This window comes from Nocardioides sp. BE266, assembly GCF_031457855.1.
Classification (GTDB): domain Bacteria; phylum Actinomycetota; class Actinomycetes; order Propionibacteriales; family Nocardioidaceae; genus Nocardioides.
In genome coordinates this window covers 850,512-867,227 of sequence record NZ_JAURTI010000001.1, presented here as the reverse complement: position 1 = coordinate 867,227, position 16,716 = coordinate 850,512, and the positions used below count along the sequence as shown (strand labels likewise).

The 16,716-nt window shown below is 70.1% G+C and carries 17 protein-coding genes; 14 read left to right on the top strand and 3 right to left on the bottom strand.

Annotated elements, in window-relative coordinates; translation table 11 throughout:
• Window positions 1-10 precede the first annotated feature (10 nt).
• From thrC to J2X46_RS04175, 3 genes are read left to right on the top strand one after another with little or no spacing between them, the layout of a single operon-like run.
• On the top strand, window positions 11-1,294 hold the full coding sequence (gene thrC, locus J2X46_RS04185) for a threonine synthase (RefSeq protein ID WP_310247258.1): 1,284 nt from the start codon (window positions 11-13) through the stop codon (window positions 1,292-1,294).
• Between the two features lie 18 nt (window positions 1,295-1,312).
• Window positions 1,313-1,588: a MoaD/ThiS family protein gene (locus J2X46_RS04180; RefSeq protein WP_310247256.1), complete on the top strand. Its 276-nt coding sequence runs from the start codon at window positions 1,313-1,315 to the stop codon at window positions 1,586-1,588.
• Window positions 1,589-1,640: 52 nt separating this feature from the next.
• Window positions 1,641-2,102, top strand: coding sequence for a DUF6174 domain-containing protein (locus J2X46_RS04175; RefSeq protein ID WP_310247254.1), 462 nt, complete (start codon window positions 1,641-1,643; stop codon window positions 2,100-2,102).
• Here J2X46_RS04175 and J2X46_RS04170 read toward each other — a convergent pair whose 3' ends face one another.
• Complete coding sequence (locus J2X46_RS04170; protein WP_310247250.1) at window positions 2,103-2,600, bottom strand: GDYXXLXY domain-containing protein; 498 nt, start codon at window positions 2,598-2,600, stop codon at window positions 2,103-2,105.
• Complete coding sequence (locus tag J2X46_RS04165) at window positions 2,597-3,817, bottom strand: DUF2157 domain-containing protein (protein ID WP_310247247.1); 1,221 nt, start codon at window positions 3,815-3,817, stop codon at window positions 2,597-2,599. Before J2X46_RS04165 ends, J2X46_RS04170 begins: the two co-directional genes overlap by 4 nt.
• A 124-nt stretch (window positions 3,818-3,941) precedes the next feature.
• Between J2X46_RS04165 and J2X46_RS04160 the strand changes: the two genes are divergently transcribed.
• From J2X46_RS04160 to J2X46_RS04115, 10 genes are all read left to right on the top strand, one after another.
• On the top strand, window positions 3,942-4,781 hold the full coding sequence (locus J2X46_RS04160) for an SGNH/GDSL hydrolase family protein (RefSeq protein ID WP_310247244.1): 840 nt from the start codon (window positions 3,942-3,944) through the stop codon (window positions 4,779-4,781).
• Between the two features lie 9 nt (window positions 4,782-4,790).
• Entirely contained in the window at window positions 4,791-5,633 is an 843-nt protein-coding gene (locus J2X46_RS04155) for a hypothetical protein (protein ID WP_310247242.1), read from the top strand.
• Window positions 5,630-6,472: a hypothetical protein gene (locus J2X46_RS04150; protein WP_310247240.1), complete on the top strand. Its 843-nt coding sequence runs from the start codon at window positions 5,630-5,632 to the stop codon at window positions 6,470-6,472. Before J2X46_RS04155 ends, J2X46_RS04150 begins: the two co-directional genes overlap by 4 nt.
• A gap of 183 nt (window positions 6,473-6,655) precedes the next feature.
• Window positions 6,656-7,324 carry a pilus assembly protein gene (locus tag J2X46_RS04145; protein ID WP_310247237.1) on the top strand — a complete coding sequence of 223 codons (669 nt, stop codon included), beginning with the start codon at window positions 6,656-6,658 and terminating at the stop codon, window positions 7,322-7,324.
• Between the two features lie 14 nt (window positions 7,325-7,338).
• Window positions 7,339-9,141, top strand: coding sequence for a pilus assembly protein TadG-related protein (locus J2X46_RS04140; protein WP_310247234.1), 1,803 nt, complete (start codon window positions 7,339-7,341; stop codon window positions 9,139-9,141).
• A gap of 245 nt (window positions 9,142-9,386) precedes the next feature.
• Window positions 9,387-11,015 (top strand): chaperonin GroEL, encoded by a 1,629-nt coding sequence (gene groL / locus J2X46_RS04135; protein WP_310247232.1) that lies wholly within the window; start codon window positions 9,387-9,389, stop codon window positions 11,013-11,015.
• A gap of 309 nt (window positions 11,016-11,324) precedes the next feature.
• The gene (locus J2X46_RS04130; RefSeq protein ID WP_310247229.1) at window positions 11,325-12,392 is read left to right on the top strand and encodes an ABC transporter ATP-binding protein; all 1,068 of its coding nucleotides are present in this window, start codon (window positions 11,325-11,327) and stop codon (window positions 12,390-12,392) included.
• Window positions 12,389-13,612, top strand: a complete 1,224-nt coding sequence (locus J2X46_RS04125; protein WP_310247227.1) for an ABC transporter substrate-binding protein — start codon at window positions 12,389-12,391, stop codon at window positions 13,610-13,612. Before J2X46_RS04130 ends, J2X46_RS04125 begins: the two co-directional genes overlap by 4 nt.
• Window positions 13,613-13,615: 3 nt before the next feature.
• On the top strand, window positions 13,616-14,482 hold the full coding sequence (locus J2X46_RS04120; RefSeq protein ID WP_310247224.1) for an ABC transporter permease: 867 nt from the start codon (window positions 13,616-13,618) through the stop codon (window positions 14,480-14,482).
• A 16-nt stretch (window positions 14,483-14,498) separates the two neighbouring features.
• Window positions 14,499-15,308 carry an ABC transporter permease gene (locus J2X46_RS04115; protein ID WP_310247219.1) on the top strand — a complete coding sequence of 270 codons (810 nt, stop codon included), beginning with the start codon at window positions 14,499-14,501 and terminating at the stop codon, window positions 15,306-15,308.
• 9 nt (window positions 15,309-15,317) lie between these two features.
• Here the strand turns inward: J2X46_RS04115 and J2X46_RS04110 are convergent, their stop codons facing one another.
• Window positions 15,318-16,046, bottom strand: coding sequence for a CDP-alcohol phosphatidyltransferase family protein (locus J2X46_RS04110; RefSeq protein WP_310247218.1), 729 nt, complete (start codon window positions 16,044-16,046; stop codon window positions 15,318-15,320).
• 159 nt (window positions 16,047-16,205) lie between these two features.
• On the opposite strand from J2X46_RS04110, the gene J2X46_RS04105 reads away from it, so the two are divergent.
• A complete protein-coding gene (locus tag J2X46_RS04105; protein ID WP_310247216.1) occupies window positions 16,206-16,706 on the top strand; it encodes a hypothetical protein in 501 nt (166 codons plus the stop codon).
• The last annotated feature ends 10 nt before the right edge of the window (window positions 16,707-16,716 follow it).

Here is a 16,716-nt window from a genome sequence, read left to right as displayed (position 1 = left end):
GGAGGACTTCATGAGCACCCTGCTGGACGAGAACGCATCCGCCACCCCCTCGGAGGGACTGCGCGAGGGGGCCTTCGGCAACGCCCGCGCCCTGGCCTGCCGCGAGTGCGGGCACGAGGTGGCGCTGGGACCGTCGTACGCCTGTCCGGAGTGTTTCGGGCCGCTCGAGGTGGCCTACGACTTCCCGACGGTGACCCGCGAGGAGATCGCCGCCGGACCCCGCAACATCTGGCGCTACAAGGCGCTGCTGCCGGTCCCGACCGACATCGAGCAGAGCCCCAACACCGAGCCGGGCTTCACCCGGCTGCTCGAGGCGAAGAACCTCGCCCGTGAGCTCGGCATCGACACGCTCTGGGTCAAGGACGACTCGACCAACCCGACCAACTCCTTCAAGGACCGCGTCGTCGCCTGCGCCCTGAGCGCGGCCCGCGAGCTCGACGCCAAGGTCTTCGCCTGCCCCTCGACCGGCAACCTCGCCAACGCCGTCGCCGCCGCCGGCGCCCGCGCCGGCATCCCGACGGTCGTGTTCATCCCGAGCAACCTTGAGACGCCCAAGCAGGTCAACTCGGCCGTCTTCACCGAGCGGCTCGTCGCGGTCGACGGCAACTACGACGACGTCAACAAGCTCGCCTCCGAGATCGCCGGCGAGGAGGAGGGCTGGGCGTTCGTCAACGTCAACGTGCGCCCCTTCTACGCCGAGGGCTCCAAGACGCTGGGCTACGAGATCGCCGAGCAGCTCGGCTGGCGCCTGCCCGACCAGATCGTCATCCCCGTCGCGTCCGGCTCGCAGCTCACCAAGGTCGACAAGGCCTTCCAGGAGCTGATCAAGCTCGGCCTCGTCGAGGACAAGCCCTACAAGATCTTCGGCGCCCAGGCCACCGGCTGCTCCCCGGTCTCGGTCGCCTACAAGGCGGGCACCGACGCGATCCGCCCGGTCAAGCCCGACACCATCGCCAAGAGCCTTGCCATCGGCAACCCCGCCGACGGCATCTACGTCCTCGACATCTGCCGTCGCACGGGTGGCGCCGTCGAGGACATCGCCGACGACGAGGTGCGCGAGGCGATCGTGCTGCTCGCCCGCACCGAGGGCATCTTCACCGAGACCGCCGGCGGCACCACGGTCGGCGTGCTGAAGAAGCTCGTCGAGTCCGGCCAGCTCGACACCTCGCTCGAGACCGTCGTGATCAACACCGGCCACGGCCTCAAGACCCTCGACGCGGTCTCCGACCGGGTCGCCCCGTTCGCCACCATCGCCCCCAGCTATGACGCCTTCGTCGCCGCTGGCATCGTCTGAGAAAAGAAGGAGTGCTCCATGGCAGTCTCGGTCCGGATCCCCACCATCCTGCGCACCTACACCGGTGGTGAGTCCGAGGTCAGCGCCGAGGGCGACACCCTGGCCGCCGTCCTCGACGACCTCGACGCCAACTACTCGGGCATCAAGGGCCGCATCCTCGACGAGGCCGGCGCCCTGCGCCGCTTCGTGAACGTGTACGTCGGCAACGACGACGTGCGCTTCCTCGACGAGCTGGCCACCGCGACGCCCGACGGCGTGCAGATCTCGGTCATCCCCGCGGTCGCCGGAGGCTGATCCGCCGGGGAACCCGTTGCCCCACCCTCGTCGTCAGAGCACCATGACCTCGATGAAGCGTGTGTGCCAGACCGTCCTGCTCGCGCTCGCCCTCGGTGCGGGTGCCACACCGTCGTACGCCGTCGCGGACCCACGACCGGTGGACCCGTTCGTGCCCGGGATCAACGAGGACCCGCAGCTCGCCACCGCGTGGCAGCACTGGCAGGCCAAGGCGATCGACGACTACGCGATCTCCGTGCGGCTCAGCTGCTTCTGCGCGCCTCGGGCCGCCGTGCGCACCGTGGTCCGCGACGACCGCATCGTGAAGGTGACCCGGGGCGACCACCGGCTGCGGGCCGGCCGCGGGTGGTCGATGGACGGGCTCTACATCATGATCCGCGAGGCGTTGGCCGAGGCCGACTCCGTCGACGTCAGCTACACCCCGCGCGGCGTGCCGAAGTCGATCGCAATCGACCCCGACCGGATGGCCGCCGACGAGGAGACCTATTACACGGTCACGCTCGAGCGCCTCTGATCACGGAGCGCGTACGCCGACCACGGCGGCGTGGCCGCGGCCGTCGACCTTGACCTCGGCGATCGCGCCGTCGCGCAACAGGTCCTCGGTCCGGGACGCATCGTCCTGCGGCAGGAACCAGCTCTCGATGCCGCAGCGGATCTGCCACGACCGGTCGTCGCACGCGAGGTAGGGCCCGTCCGCTGGGCGGCGGCGCGACCAGTCGTCGGCGACCCACACGCCGTCCTCCTCCACCAGGGAGATGTAGACGTCGCCCTCCTGCCCGTCGTCCAGCGAGCCGAGCCCGGGGTCGACGAACGACTGCGAGGAGTCGTGCCGCAGGTCGGGGTAGTCGAGCGAGACGTAGGCACCCCGGAACGGGTCGATCGGGTCGAGCGGCGCCACGCGCATCAGGTAGGTGTCGCCGGTGGCCCGGGCCGAGAGCTGCGGGGCGACGGCGACGCCGACCAGCACGAGCTGGGTGGCCGCGACGGCGGCGGTGGTCAGGGTGCGTTTCATCGGTCTGCTCCCGTGGAGTCGGAGTTCGTGTCGTCGGAGTCGAGGGCGTGGGCCAGCTCGCGGCGCGCCCGGTCGAAGAGGAAGCCGGTGCCGAGGAAGACGGTCCCCAGCACCACGAAGAGCCAGGCGCCGGTGACGATCGGGGCGAACACCGCGAAGCTCTGGAAGGTCGTGAAGACCACGAGCCCGACCATCGCCATCCAGACCAGCGGCGGGTGCTCGCGCACGGTCCCGAGGGCGACGAGGCCCACGGCCAGGACGACGTACGCCATCACGGAGACGGCGGCGTGCGCCCAGTCGGCCGCGTCCACGGACGAGGTGTCGGTCCCGGTCTGCCACAGCCCCAGCAGCGTCGCGACGACGAGCACCGCGATCGCGCCCGCCGGCTCGAGCACCCGGATGCCGGGTCGGGTCACGGCCGCGGCGACCGCGGACAGGCCGGCGGCGCCCAGCGCGACCACGAGCCAGAAGCCCCAGGTGACCCGGTCCGAGCCGACGTCGGGGATCGCGGCGACGAACATCGCGAGGAGGGCCATGCCGGCCCCGACGGTGCGCCAGGTCCAGGCGAAGGCCTCGATGCGCTTGTCGTGCAGGACCGCGAGGCTGGTGGCGAGGACCGCGCCCGCTCCGAAGAGCAGGACGACGGCCAGGCCGCTCGGCTCGTCCCACAGGGGCTGGCTGAACCACCAGCCGACGCCGGTGGCGACGCCGACGAGGAACGGCAGGTAGGCCCGGGTGGCGTAGGCGTGCACGAGGGCGGCCGCCGACCAGAGGCCGACCAGGCGAGGCTCGAAGGCCGGCACCTGCAGCGACTGTGCGGCCTGGAAGAGGACGGCTCCGATGCCCAGCGCAGCCAGCAGCCGGACGGCGCCCACGACGGGAGCGGAGGCCTTGCGGGCGGCGAGGGTCTCGCCGCCGACGAGGAGGGCCAGCCAGATCAGGGCGACGGCGAGGAAGCGGGCGAGGGGGGAGAGCTGGTCGAGGTTGGCGGCCACCAGCCAGATCAGGCCGACGCCGACGAAGCCGCCGCCGAGGTAGAGGAGCACGCGCCCGACGTTGACCCGTGCGTGGCCGAGTCCGGGGCGGTAGCGGACCGCGATGCGCTCGGCCTGCTCCTCGGTGATGAGGCCGTCGGAGGCCCAGTCGGTGAGCTCGGTGCGCAGCCAGGCGAGCTGGCGGGGCGGGACGGAGCGGGGGATGAGGGCAGGTGCGTCCATACGCCAAGCGTGGCGCGGGCGACGCTCGCTGTCCTGAGTACGTGGACCCAACTGTGGCGTGACGTTGGGCCCGTTGTCGCGCGTGGTTGAGCCGGCGTTCAGTCGGGCGTGGTTGAAGAGGGGAGTGTCGAGCAACCACCTGACCCGGGCCGGCGTCGCGCTGGCGCTCCTCGGCGGCCTCGCCGGCGGGACGGCGTACGGCGCCCGGGAGCTGCTGCACCGCCAGGCCGCCCAGGCGCGCCGGGCCATCGGCAAGCCGCTCGGGGAGGAGGCGCCGTCGGGGGACCGGCACTACAAGAAGAAGCTCGGCGAGCCGGTCGACCTCCTCGTGGTGGGCGACTCGATCGCCGCCGGGCTGGGGGCGGAGCGGGCCAAGCACACGCTCGGCGGGCGCCTGGCGAAGGGGATCGCGAAGCACGCCGGCCGCTCCGTGCGGCTGCGGACCGCCGCCGTCGTGGGATCGGAGAGCAGCATGCTCGCCGCGCAGATCGACGCGCTGCCACCGTCGTACCGTCCCGACGTGGCGGTCGTCGTCGTCGGCGGCAACGACGTGACCCACCGGGTGCCCGTCGCCGAGTCCGTACGACACCTCGCAGAGGCCGTCGACGCCCTGCGGTCGCGCGGCGCCGAGGTCGTCGTCGGCACGTGCCCGGACCTCGGCGCGCTGCGCCCGGTGCCGCAGCCGCTGCGCGCCCTGGGCTCGCGTGCCTCGCGTCAGCTCGCCGACGCCCAGCGTGCGGCCGCGCTCGAGCGGGGCGCCCGCGTGGTCTCGCTGGCCCACGTGGTGGGCCCGTTCTTCATCAGCAACCCGGACGAGATGTTCAGCCTGGACCGCTTCCACCCCAGTGCCCACGGCTACAAGCGCACGGCGAAGGCGATGCTGCCGTCGGTGCTGGCCGCGCTGGGCGTGGTGGAGGAAGTGCCGTTCGGGCACCACGCACCGGGGGTCGGGGGCTCAGGCTAGGGTTCGGACGTGCGCACCACTGCTCGACGGGCCGGCGAGGTCGTCAAGAAGGCCGCCCAGAAGGCGGGCCGTCTGCAGTCCTCCCCGGCTCCCGAACCGGTCGAGCCCACCGCGGAGCAGAGGAAGGCCGAGCGCCGGCGCCGCCTGCTGGCAAGCAACCTGACCGAGCTCGCCATCGAGTTCCGCACCGACAAGTGGGGCGTGCACAAGTACACCCCCCACTACGAGCGGCACCTGCAGCACCTGCGGGGTGAGTCCTTCACCCTCCTGGAGCTCGGGATCGGCGGATACAAGAAGCGCCGCAAGAGCGGCGCGTCCATGAAGATGTGGCGCTGGTTCTTCCCCAGGGCGCGCATCGTCGGCCTCGACATCGAGGACAAGACGTGGCTGACGCGGGGCCACATCCACACCTACCTCGGCGACCAGACCGACCCGGTGGTCCTCAAGCAGATCATCGAGGAGCAGGGTGCTCCGCTCGTCGTCATCGACGACGGCAGCCACATCCCGGCCCACGTGCGCGAGTCGTTCCGGATCCTCTTCCCGCTGCTGCCCGACAGCGCGATCTACTGCATCGAGGACACCCAGACCTCCTACTGGCCCGCCTGGGGCGGCCAGCTCGACCCGCGGGCGCCGGGCACGTCGATGGACCTGGTGAAGGACCTCATCGACGGCCTCAACCACGAGGAGTTCCTCGTCGAGGGCTACGAGCCGACCTACACCGACCAGTGGGTCCGCGCGGTGCACTGCTACCACAACCTCGTGATCATCGAGAAGGGCGACAACCGCGAGGGCTCCAACCGCGACCGCGTCGCGCACGAGCTCTACGGCGCGTCCGAGCTCCCCGACGGATGACCGTCCTGCTCGCCACCAGCGGCGACCTGCCCGACGGCGAGCCGGGTGCCGCAGCGCTCGACGACGCCCTCGCCGCCCGCGGCATCGACTTCGCGTGGGCCCGCTGGGACGACCCTGCGGTCGACTGGGCCGCCGCCGACCTCGTCGCGGTGCGCTCCACCTGGGACTACATCCACCGGCACACCGAGTTCCTCGCCTGGGCCGGCTCGCTCGACCAGTCCCGCCTGCTCAACGGCGCCGACGTCTTCGCGTGGAACCACGACAAGCGCTACCTGCTCGACCTCGACGCCCTCCCGAGCGTGCCGACGGCGTGGGTCACCAGCGCCACCCAGCTGGTGGCGGCCGTCGACGGCCTGGGCACGGCCGTGGTCAAGCCCGCGGTGGGCGCGGGCGGCGAGGGGCTGGTCATCCTCGAGGCGGGACTCGACGAGGACCAGGCGGCCTCGCACGTCGAGCGCGGCGCGGTCGTCGTACAGCCGCTGGTGGAGTCGATCCACACCCACGGGGAGGTCTCCGTCCACGTCCTCGACGGCCGGGTGACCCAGCGCTTCGACAAGTTCCCGGCCGGCGCGGGGGAGGTGCGCGTCCAGGAGGAGTTCGGCGGCGTGGTCCGGGCCGTGGAGACCGGCGACGTCGGCGACCTCGCCCTGCAGGCGTACGACGCCATGGCAGCGCGGTTCGGGCGCCCGATCGACTACCTCCGCGTCGACCTCCTGCGCTGGGAGGACGCCTGGGTGGTCAGCGAGCTCGAGCTCATCGAGCCCGGTCTCTACCTCGACGTGTCGCCCGCCAACGCGGGTCCGTTCGCCGACCTGGTCCAGTCCAGGCTGGGGCGTTAGCGCCACTCTGCCTAGTGCGCAAGTGGTCATTTCGGGCTATTAACTCCGGCCACTGGGCTGACGCATCCTTGGTCCGCTGTCACTAGCGTGCGTCAACGTCGGGACCGCTGTGCTCAACGCGACGCACACTGGATCCCGCCCGGGCGTGGGTCGTCCGGGGCAGGGTCTACGAGGGAGCAGTCGATGAGCACATTCCGCAGGCGACGGGGCGAGCGGGGCGCCTCGGCCGTCGAGTTCGCGCTGGTCGTGCCCATCTTGTTGACGTTTCTCCTCGGCACAGTCGAGCTCGGGCTCTACATGAAGGACTACGTGTCGATGAGCAGCAGCGCCCGCGCGGGCGCACGCGCCGCGTCGGCAGCCGCCGACGCCGGTCCGGGCACCTGCGAGGCCAGCTCCAACCCGCCTCCGTGCACCCCGGCGAGCGCGCCGGCCCTGGCGCAGGCGGCGGCCGACACAATGCAGACCGCCGGCATGGCCATGAACTCCCAGGACATCGACTGGGTGATGATCTACTCCGCCAACGACAAGGGCTACCCGGGGTCCAACGGCAGCACCGCGATTCCGACCACGTGTCCCGCCAAGTGCGTGAAGTACGTCTGGGACGCGAACCTCAGCGGCGGGAAGTTCCGCTATTCCAGCGGCTCCTGGACGTCGTCCACCGTCAACGCGTGCCTCAACGACGCCTCACGCGAGTCCGTCGGCGTGATCCTCCAGGCCAGGCACGCCTGGATGAGCGGTCTCGTCGGCGGGCTGATGGGCGGCGACAAGACCATGACCGAGCGCACGGTCATGCAGTTCGAGCCGCTCGAGCAGGACCGCTGCAAGCCCGGCACCCCCAACGCGCACAGCTGATCGGACGGACTCCCGTGTTGCACCTGACTCCCCTCACCCGGATCGCCCGCCGGCGCGACGAGATCGGCGCGGTCGCCATCGTCGTGGCGATGTTCTTCGCGTTCGTCGCAGTCCCGCTCGGAGCCGTGAGCATCGACATCGCCCGGCTCTACGTCGAGCTCCAGCGAGTCCAGGCCGCTGCCGACGCGGCGGCGACAGCGGGGGTGACCTTCATGCCCGACGACTTCGCCAACGCCAAGGCGCGCGCCATCGAGGTCGCCGAGGACAACGGCTTCCCCAACTCGGGCACCAGCGCCGTGGCGGTCGCCATCGGTGAGAAGCCGACCCAGCTGAAGGTGACCGTCTCCTCGACCGTGTCCAACGCGTTCGCCAAGTCGTTCGGCATCAGCAGCTCCACGATGTCGCGCTCGGCGGTCGCCGACTTCAACGGCCCTGCCCCGATGGGCAGTCCCTGCAACACCTTCGCCAACGAGCCCGCCGGCTCGGCCCAGCTCGGTCCGTCGGCGAGCGTGCTCAAGCAGCCGACGTACGCCGACTGCGCGGACCCGCAGTTCTGGGGTGCCATCGCAGGTCCTGAGACCTACAAGGGCCAGGGGGCGGAGTTCGAGACCCGCAAGTGCGGGGGCGGCGAGGACCTCTGCGCAGGGGGCTCCGGCAGCGCCAACCTCGAGTTCGACCCCCGCGGCTTCATCTACCTGGTCCGCGTCGGCTCGGCAGGGGTGGGTCAGTCGATCCAGCTCCAGATCTACGACCCCGCCTACGTCGAGACGGCTTCGTCGTGCTCATCCTCGTCAGGCCCCACCGGCGGCATCAGCTCCAGCGACAACTATCGCTATCCCTACTCCACCACCGACGCCAACAACCGCTACAACAACTCGGCCAACTCGTTCTGCACCGGCGACTCCGACAACAACGGCAACCGGTTCGGTTCGTCCGACGTGCCCACCATCACCTCCTTCGCCCTCCGCAACAAGGTGGACAACCTCAACCCCTACTCCGCGCCCGCGCTCAACCCGAGCCAGTGCACCAAGCAGTTCCCGGGCTACAGCTACACCTCGAGCACCGCTTGGACCACCTCGCACCTGCGCGACTCGAACAACACCTCGGGCAAGCCGTACAACGTGGACCTGGCCCGGGTCTTCCACCAGTGGGTCGACCTGTGCACCTTCACCCCGACGGCGGCGGGTGACTACTACATCCAGGTGCGCAGCAACGTCGCGCTGCCCTCGACCTACACCCTGGACTCGACCGGTGCCGTGGTGGGCAACTCCGCGGTGGTGAGCCAGACCGGTGACGACACCAGCGTCCAGGGCAACGGCACCAACAACTTCGCCCTCCGTGCGATCAGCGGCGCCCCGGCCGGCGCGGTCTCGGTGGCTCCGTGGGAGCGGATGCGCATCTATGCCAACTCCGACGCTGCGACCACCGAGTTCAACCTCGTCCGGGTGGTGCCAGCCGCGGCGAACAAGACGCTCGTGGTCAGCTTCTTCGACGTCGGTGAGGGCGCCTCGAGTGGCTCCGTGACGATCCTCAAGCCGAACGACTCCAACATGCCTTCGTCGATCGCGGGATGCAAGGCGTCCGGTGTCGTGACCGGAGCCCTGACGGGCTGCAAGATCACCGGCATCACGCCGACGAACAACAACGGCAAGTACCAGGAGATCCGGATCCCGATCCCCAACACCTACACCTGCCAGGTCTCCAGCCAGGGCGGTTGCTGGTTCCGGGTTCAGGTCAGCTTCGGCACCGGAACCGTGCACGACGCGACCACCTGGACCGCCCGCATCGTGGGCGAGCCCGTGCGCCTCATCGAGTAGCGCCAGCCCCTCGTCGTACGACCGTCAGACGCCGTCCCGGATCCACCGGGGCGGCGTTTGCACTCTCAGGGGTCGAGTGCTAAACATGACGCTGGCACTCTCGTCATGAGAGTGACAACGACCCAGGTGACGCTGAGGTCGGCAGAGCCGGCGGGAATGGATCGCCGGGGCGAGCCGGTCGTCCGTCGCGGGCAGCCCGCCTGGAGCACCCACAGAACTCACGTCGACAGGAATCGCGAAGAGTTATGCCGAAGCTGATTGCTTTCAACGAGGAGGCCCGCCGCGGCCTCGAGCGGGGTATGAACACCCTCGCCGACGCGGTCAAGGTCACCCTCGGCCCCAAGGGCCGCAACGTCGTGCTGGAGAAGAAGTGGGGTGCCCCCACGATCACCAACGACGGTGTCTCGATCGCCAAGGAGATCGAGCTGGAGGACCCCTACGAGAAGATCGGCGCCGAGCTGGTCAAGGAGGTCGCCAAGAAGACCGACGACGTCGCCGGTGACGGCACGACGACGGCCACTGTCCTGGCCCAGGCCATGGTCCGCGAGGGCCTGCGCAACGTGGCCGCCGGCGCCAACCCGATGGGTCTCAAGCGCGGCATCGAGGCCGCCGTCGCCGCCGTGTCCGAGCAGCTGCTCGCCATGGCCAAGGACGTCGAGACCAAGGAGCAGATCGCGTCCACCGCGTCGATCTCCGCCGCTGACACCACCGTCGGCGAGATCATCGCCGAGGCGATGGACAAGGTCGGCAAGGAAGGCGTCATCACCGTCGAGGAGTCCAACACCTTCGGGCTGGACCTCGAGCTGACCGAGGGCATGCGCTTCGACAAGGGCTACATCTCGGCCTACTTCGCCACCGACCTCGAGCGCATGGAGGCCGTGCTGGAGGACCCCTACGTCCTCATCGCCAACTCCAAGGTGTCGACGGTCAAGGACCTCCTCCCGCTGCTGGAGAAGGTCATGCAGTCCGGCAAGCCGCTGCTGATCATCGCCGAGGACGTCGACGGCGAGGCGCTGTCGACCCTGGTCGTCAACAAGATCAAGGGCACCTTCCGCTCCGTCGCCGTCAAGGCGCCGGGCTTCGGTGACCGCCGCAAGGCCATGCTGCAGGACATCGCGATCCTCACCGGCGGCCAGGTCATCTCCGAGGAGGTCGGCCTCAAGCTCGAGTCCGCCGGTCTCGAGCTGCTCGGCCAGGCCCGCAAGGTCGTCATCACCAAGGACGAGACCACCATCGTCGAGGGTGCCGGCGACCAGGGCCAGATCGAGGGCCGGGTCAACCAGATCCGCGCCGAGATCGAGAAGTCGGACTCCGACTACGACCGCGAGAAGCTCCAGGAGCGCCTCGCCAAGCTGGCCGGCGGCGTGGCCGTCATCAAGGTCGGCGCGGCCACCGAGGTCGAGCTCAAGGAGCGCAAGCACCGCATCGAGGACGCCGTCCGCAACGCCAAGGCTGCGGTCGAGGAGGGCATCGTCGCCGGCGGTGGCGTGGCGCTCGTCCAGGCTGCCGACGCCGCGTTCGCCAAGCTGGACCTGGCCGGCGACGAGGCCACCGGTGCCGACATCGTCCGCAAGGCCACCGAGGCCCCGCTCAAGCAGATCGCGGTCAACGCCGGCCTCGAGGGTGGCGTCATCTCCGAGAAGGTGCGCAACCTCGAGCCGGGTCACGGCCTCAACGCCGCGACCGGTGACTACGTCGACATGATCGCCGAGGGCATCATCGACCCGGCCAAGGTCACCCGCTCGGCCCTGCAGAACGCCGCGTCGATCGCCGCGCTGTTCCTCACCACCGAGGCCGTCGTGGCCGACAAGCCCGAGAAGGCGCCGGCGATGCCCGGCGGCGACATGGGCGGCATGGGCGGCATGGACTTTTGATCGACAGGTCGGACCGCGGCGGAGCCGCGGTCCGACCGTCGTCGATCAAGGTCGAGTGCGGGTCAGGGGCCGCCGCGAAGCAAGGCCCTGAACCCCGCGTATCGAGACCCAGGTCGTCCACACGCTCCACCCAGCTCCACCAGCAAGGCCCCCGCTCCGGCGGGGGCCTTGCTGCCATTTCCGCCGGTGTTCCTGTGCCGAATCGTGACCTGTCGGTCGTGTTCACGCGTGGTACCGAAGCCCTACTGTGTGCTTCGCAACGCATTCCATCGTCCTGAGCCATCGTCACGCGGCGGAGGAGGACCCTGCATGAGCACACCGGCGGTCGAGCTGGTCGACGTCACCAAGTCCTTCGGAGCGGTGACGGCGGTCGACCACGTCGACCTGCGGATCGAGAACGGCGAGTTCTTCTCGATGCTCGGCCCCAGCGGCTCGGGCAAGACGACGGTGCTGCGGATGATCGCCGGCTTCGAGCAGCCGTCGTCGGGCCGGGTCATGCTCGCCGGCACCGACGTCACCGACCGGGCGCCGTTCGCCCGCGACGTCAACACGGTGTTCCAGGACTACGCGCTCTTCCCGCACATGGACGTCCTCGCCAACGTCGAGTACGGCCTGCGGGTGAAGAAGGTGCCGCGGGCGCAGCGCCGCGAGCGCGCGATGGCAGCCCTCGAGTCCGTCCAGCTCGGCCAGTACGCCGCCCGCCGCCCCACGCAGCTCTCCGGCGGCCAGCGCCAGCGCGTCGCCCTCGCGCGTGCCCTGGTCAACCGCCCGACGGTGCTGCTCCTCGACGAGCCGCTCGGCGCGCTCGACCTCAAGCTGCGCCGTGAGATGCAGCTCGAGCTGAAGCAGCTCCAGCGCGAGGTCGGGATCACGTTCGTCTTCGTGACCCACGACCAGGAAGAGGCGCTGACGATGAGCGACCGCATCGCCGTCTTCCGCGACGGGCGGATCGAGCAGGTCGCCACCCCGGCCGAGCTCTACGAGGACCCACGCACCGCCTTCGTGGCCGGCTTCGTCGGCACCTCCAACCTGCTCACCGGCGAGGCCGCGAGGACGGTCATCGGCCGGGAGGGGACCTTCAGCATCCGGCCGGAGAAGGTCCACCTCGACCCGGACGCCGCAGCCGGTCACACCTCGGCCCGCGGCACGGTGACCGACGTCGTCTACCTCGGCTCGGTGAACCACTACGTCGTCGAGCTCGAGGCCGGCCCCACCCTCACGGTCCTGCGCCAGAACCTGCACGGCAGCACCGACCAGGCGATGGGCCGCAGGGGCCAGCACGTGACCGTCGGCTGGGCCGACGAGCACGTCATCGACCTCTCGGGCCACCCCCAGGAGCCCCAGCGGGCCCAGCCCACGGAGAAGGAGAAGTCATGAAGCGGACCAGGATGCTCATCACCTCGGCAGCGGTGCTCGCGCTCGCGCTCGCGCTCACGGGCTGCGGGACCTCGTCGGGCGACGGTGACGACGGTGGCGGCGGCACCGGCTCGGAGGCGCAGGGCGGCTTCACCGCGCCCGACCTCCCGATGGCCGAGGAGGTCGGCGACGGCGAGGGCGCCGTCAGCGTGCTCGCGTGGCCCGGCTACGCCGAGGACGGCTCCACCGACGCGTCGGTCGACTGGGTCACGCCCTTCGAGAAGGAGACCGGCTGCCAGGTCGACGTGAAGTACTTCAACACCTCCGACGAGGCGGTGAACCTGATGAAGTCGGGGCAGTACGACGTCGTCTCGGCGTCGGGTGACGCCTCGCTCCGCCTCATCGCAGGCGGCGACGTGGCGCCGGTGAACACCGACCTGATCGACAACTACGCCGACGTCTGGTCCTTCCTCAAGGACCGCGACTGGAACTCCGTCGACGGGCAGATGTACGGCGTCCCGCACGGCTACGGCGCCAACCTCCTGATGTACAACACCGACGAGGTCACCCCCGCGCCCACGAGCTGGAGCGCGGTCTTCGACGACGCGTCGTCGTACGCCGGCAAGGTGACGGCGTACGACTCGCCGATCTACATCGCCGACGCGGCGCTCTACCTGTCGAAGACGCAGCCCGACCTCGGCATCGAGGACCCCTACGCCCTCGACGAGGACCAGCTCGCCGCGGCTGTCGACCTGCTCAAGAAGCAGCGCGAGAACATCGGTGAGTACTGGTCGGACTACCTCAAGGAGACGCAGGCCTTCAAGACCGGCGACTCGGTCGTCGGCACCACCTGGCAGGTGATCGTCAACCTCGCGCAGAGCGAGAAGGCGCCCGTCGAGGCGATCCTGCCCGAGGAGGGGGCGACCGGGTGGTCGGACACCTGGATGCTCTCCTCGAAGACCGAGCACCCGAACTGCGCGTACATGTGGCTCAACCACATCATCAGCCCGGAGGCCAACGCCGCCGTGGCCGAGTGGTTCGGCGAGGCTCCGGCCAACGGCAAGGCGTGCGACCTGACCAGCAAGGGCTTCTGCGACTCCTACCACGCCGGTGACGAGTCCTACGCCGAGCAGATCCACTACTGGACCACGCCGATCGAGCAGTGCCTGGACGGTCGCACCGACGTGAAGTGCACGACCTACCAGGACTGGACGCAGGCCTGGACCGAGATCAAGGGCTGACGCATGGCGGAACAGCGTCCGCCGGGAGGCGGTGGAGCGGCCCTGCTCCACCGCCACCGCGGGCTGCGGCTGGGGCTCCTGCTGGGGCCGCCGATGCTGTGGCTGGGGGTGCTCTACCTGGGCTCCCTGGCGGCGCTGTTCATCACCTCGCTCTGGACCGTCGACGCGTTCGGCGGCAACATCGAGCGGATCTGGAACCTGGACAACTACCGGGACCTGTTCACCCTCGACGTCTACCGCACCATCACCGTCCGCACCCTCCTCACCGCCGTCGCGGTGACCGTGATCGACGCGCTGCTGGCCTTCCCGATCGCGCTCTACATGGCCAAGGTCGCCTCGCCGCGGCTGCAGCGGCTGCTCGTCATCGCCGTGCTCACGCCGCTGTGGGCGTCGTACCTCGTCAAGGCGTATGCGTGGCGCGGGATGTTCGCCACCGGCGGCCCGCTCGACGCGGTCGGGATCTCGCCCGGCTACGGCCTCGCGGCCACGATCCTGACGCTGTCCTACCTCTGGCTGCCCTACATGATCCTGCCGATGTACGCCGGCCTGGAGCGGTTGCCGAGCTCGCTGATCGAGGCCTCCGCGGACCTCGGTGCGTCGACGGCCACCACGATGCGCCGGGTGGTGCTGCCGGTGCTGTTCCCGGCCGCCGTCGCCGGCTCGATCTTCACCTTCTCGCTCACCCTGGGCGACTACATCGCGGTGAAGATCGTCGGTGGTGCCAACCAGATGCTCGGCAACGTCGTCTACGACTCGTTCCTCACCGGCAACAACCTGCCGTTCGCCGCAGCGGTCGCGACCATCCCGGTCGCGGTGATGCTGGTCTACCTGACCGCCGTGCGTCGCACCGGGGCGCTGGACTCGCTGTGAGGACGGAGGCGGAGCGATGAGCTTCTCGAGGGCGACCCGGGCGGTGCTGCTGGCGTTCACGGCGCTGGTGCTGCTGTTCGTCTACGCGCCGCTGGCGCTGGTGGTGCTCAACTCCTTCAACACCTCGCGCACCTTCGAGTGGCCGCCCCCGGGCTACACCACGAAGTGGTGGTCGAGCGCGCTGGAGAACCCCGGCGCCCGCGACGCCATCGTGGTCTCGGTGGAGGTCGCGCTGGTGGCGACCGCCGTCGCGCTGGTGCTGGGGACGATGGCGGCCCTGGCCCTGCAGCGCTTCCGCTTCTTCGGCCGCGACACCGTCTCGCTCCTGATCATCCTGCCGATCGCCCTGCCCGGCGTGGTCACCGGCATCGCGCTCGCCAACGCGTTCCTCACCATGTTCGGCATCGAGCTCGGCTTCTTCTCCCTCGTCGTCTCGCACGCCACCTTCTGCATCGTCACCGTCTTCAACAACGCGATCGCCCGGCTGCGGCGCCTCGGCGGCAACCTCGAGGAGGCGTCGATGGACCTCGGCGCGGGCACGTTCCGCACGTTCTGGTCGGTGACCCTGCCGATGATGCGCTCGGCCCTGCTGGCCGGCGCGCTGCTGTCGTTTGCGCTCTCCTTCGACGAGATCATCGTGACCACGTTCACCGCAGGCACCGGCATCCAGACCCTGCCGATCTGGATCTACCAGAACCTGTTCCGGCCCAACCAGGCCCCGGTCGTCAACGTCGTCGCGGCCGCGCTGATCGTGCTGTCGGTGATCCCGATCTGGCTGTCGCAGAAGCTCGCCGGCACCGACGAGTCGGTCGCGGCGGCGCGCTGATCCGCCCGGTCAGCCCGCCGCGACGGCGGTGCGGCTGCGGTGCGCCGTCAGGTAGAGGCTGAGCACGACGTAGTAGACGACGTAGGCCACCGAGATGGTCAGCCAGATCGTGCTGGGGTCGGGGAGCTGCGTGAGGAGCACCGCATAGCTGACCAGCCAGAGGCAGGTCAGCACGAGCGTGGGTGCCTGCAGCGTCGTGGTGCGCGAGGGGTAGACGTAGCCGATCGGCACGAAGACGAGCACGGCGCACACGAGGAGCGTGACCGCGACGGCGGCCGGGCGGAGGTCGAGGACCACGACGTAGAACGCGGCGATGTTCCAGTAGCTCGGGAAGCCGAGGAACAAGTGGTCCTCGGTCTTCGCGTCGACCCGGCAGAACTGGTAGGCCGAGGCGAGCAGCGGGATCACCGCCAGCACCGTCGCCCCGTGGCCCGTGCCGAGGTAGCCGGCACTCCACAGCAGCACCATCGGCATGAAGGCGTAGGTGATGTAGTCGACGATGTTGTCCAGCAGCGCGCCGTCGAACCACGGCACGTGCAGCTTCACCTTGACCCAGCGCGCCAGCATGCCGTCGGTCCCGTCGACGACCATGGCGGCGAGGAAGAGCCAGAGGCCGCGGACGGTGTCGCCCTCCATCACCGCGATGACGGTGAGGAACGCGAGCACGACCCCCGACGCCGTGTAGGCATGGACCAGCCACGAGGCTGCGATCGGCAAGGACAGCCCGGGACTCCGCACCCGCGGATCATCTCAGGCCGGGGCGGCTCAGGAGCGGCGCCGGTCCGATCGGGTCGCACGAGATCGACGCCCGGCTGCGGGAACGGCGACGCGATCCTCCGCGTCCAAACCGATGTGGCACGGTGGACGAGCACCGGCCCGGTCCCACCAGGAGGAATCGTGAACACCCGCCGAACCCGCAGCGTCCTCGCTGTTCCTGTGCTCCTCCTCGCCCTGGCCGGCCTGTCCGCCTGCGGCTCCGACGCCCCCGAGGCCACCTCGGACGACACCGCCTCCGACACCAGCTCCGACACCTCCGCCTCCTCGGCGGCGCCCGCCCCGGTCGAGCTGACCGCCGACGCGTCCGCCGCCGGCAAGTGCGCCGTACCGTCCGCCGAGACCCTGTCCACCTTCGACACCGCCTTCTCCGGCACCGTCACCGCGCTCGAGGACGGCACCGCGACGCTCGACGTCGACCGGTGGTACGCCGGCGGCGACGCCGACACGGTCACCGTCACCACCCCGAGCAAGGACCTCGCGGCGCTACTGATGGCCGTCGAGTTCGAGAAGGGCAAGTCCTACCTGGTCAGCGCGACCGACGGCCGGGTGACGCTCTGCGGCTTCACCGGCGAGACCAACCCGGACCTGCAGGCGCTCTACGACGAGGCCTTCCCCGGCTGACAGACTGGCG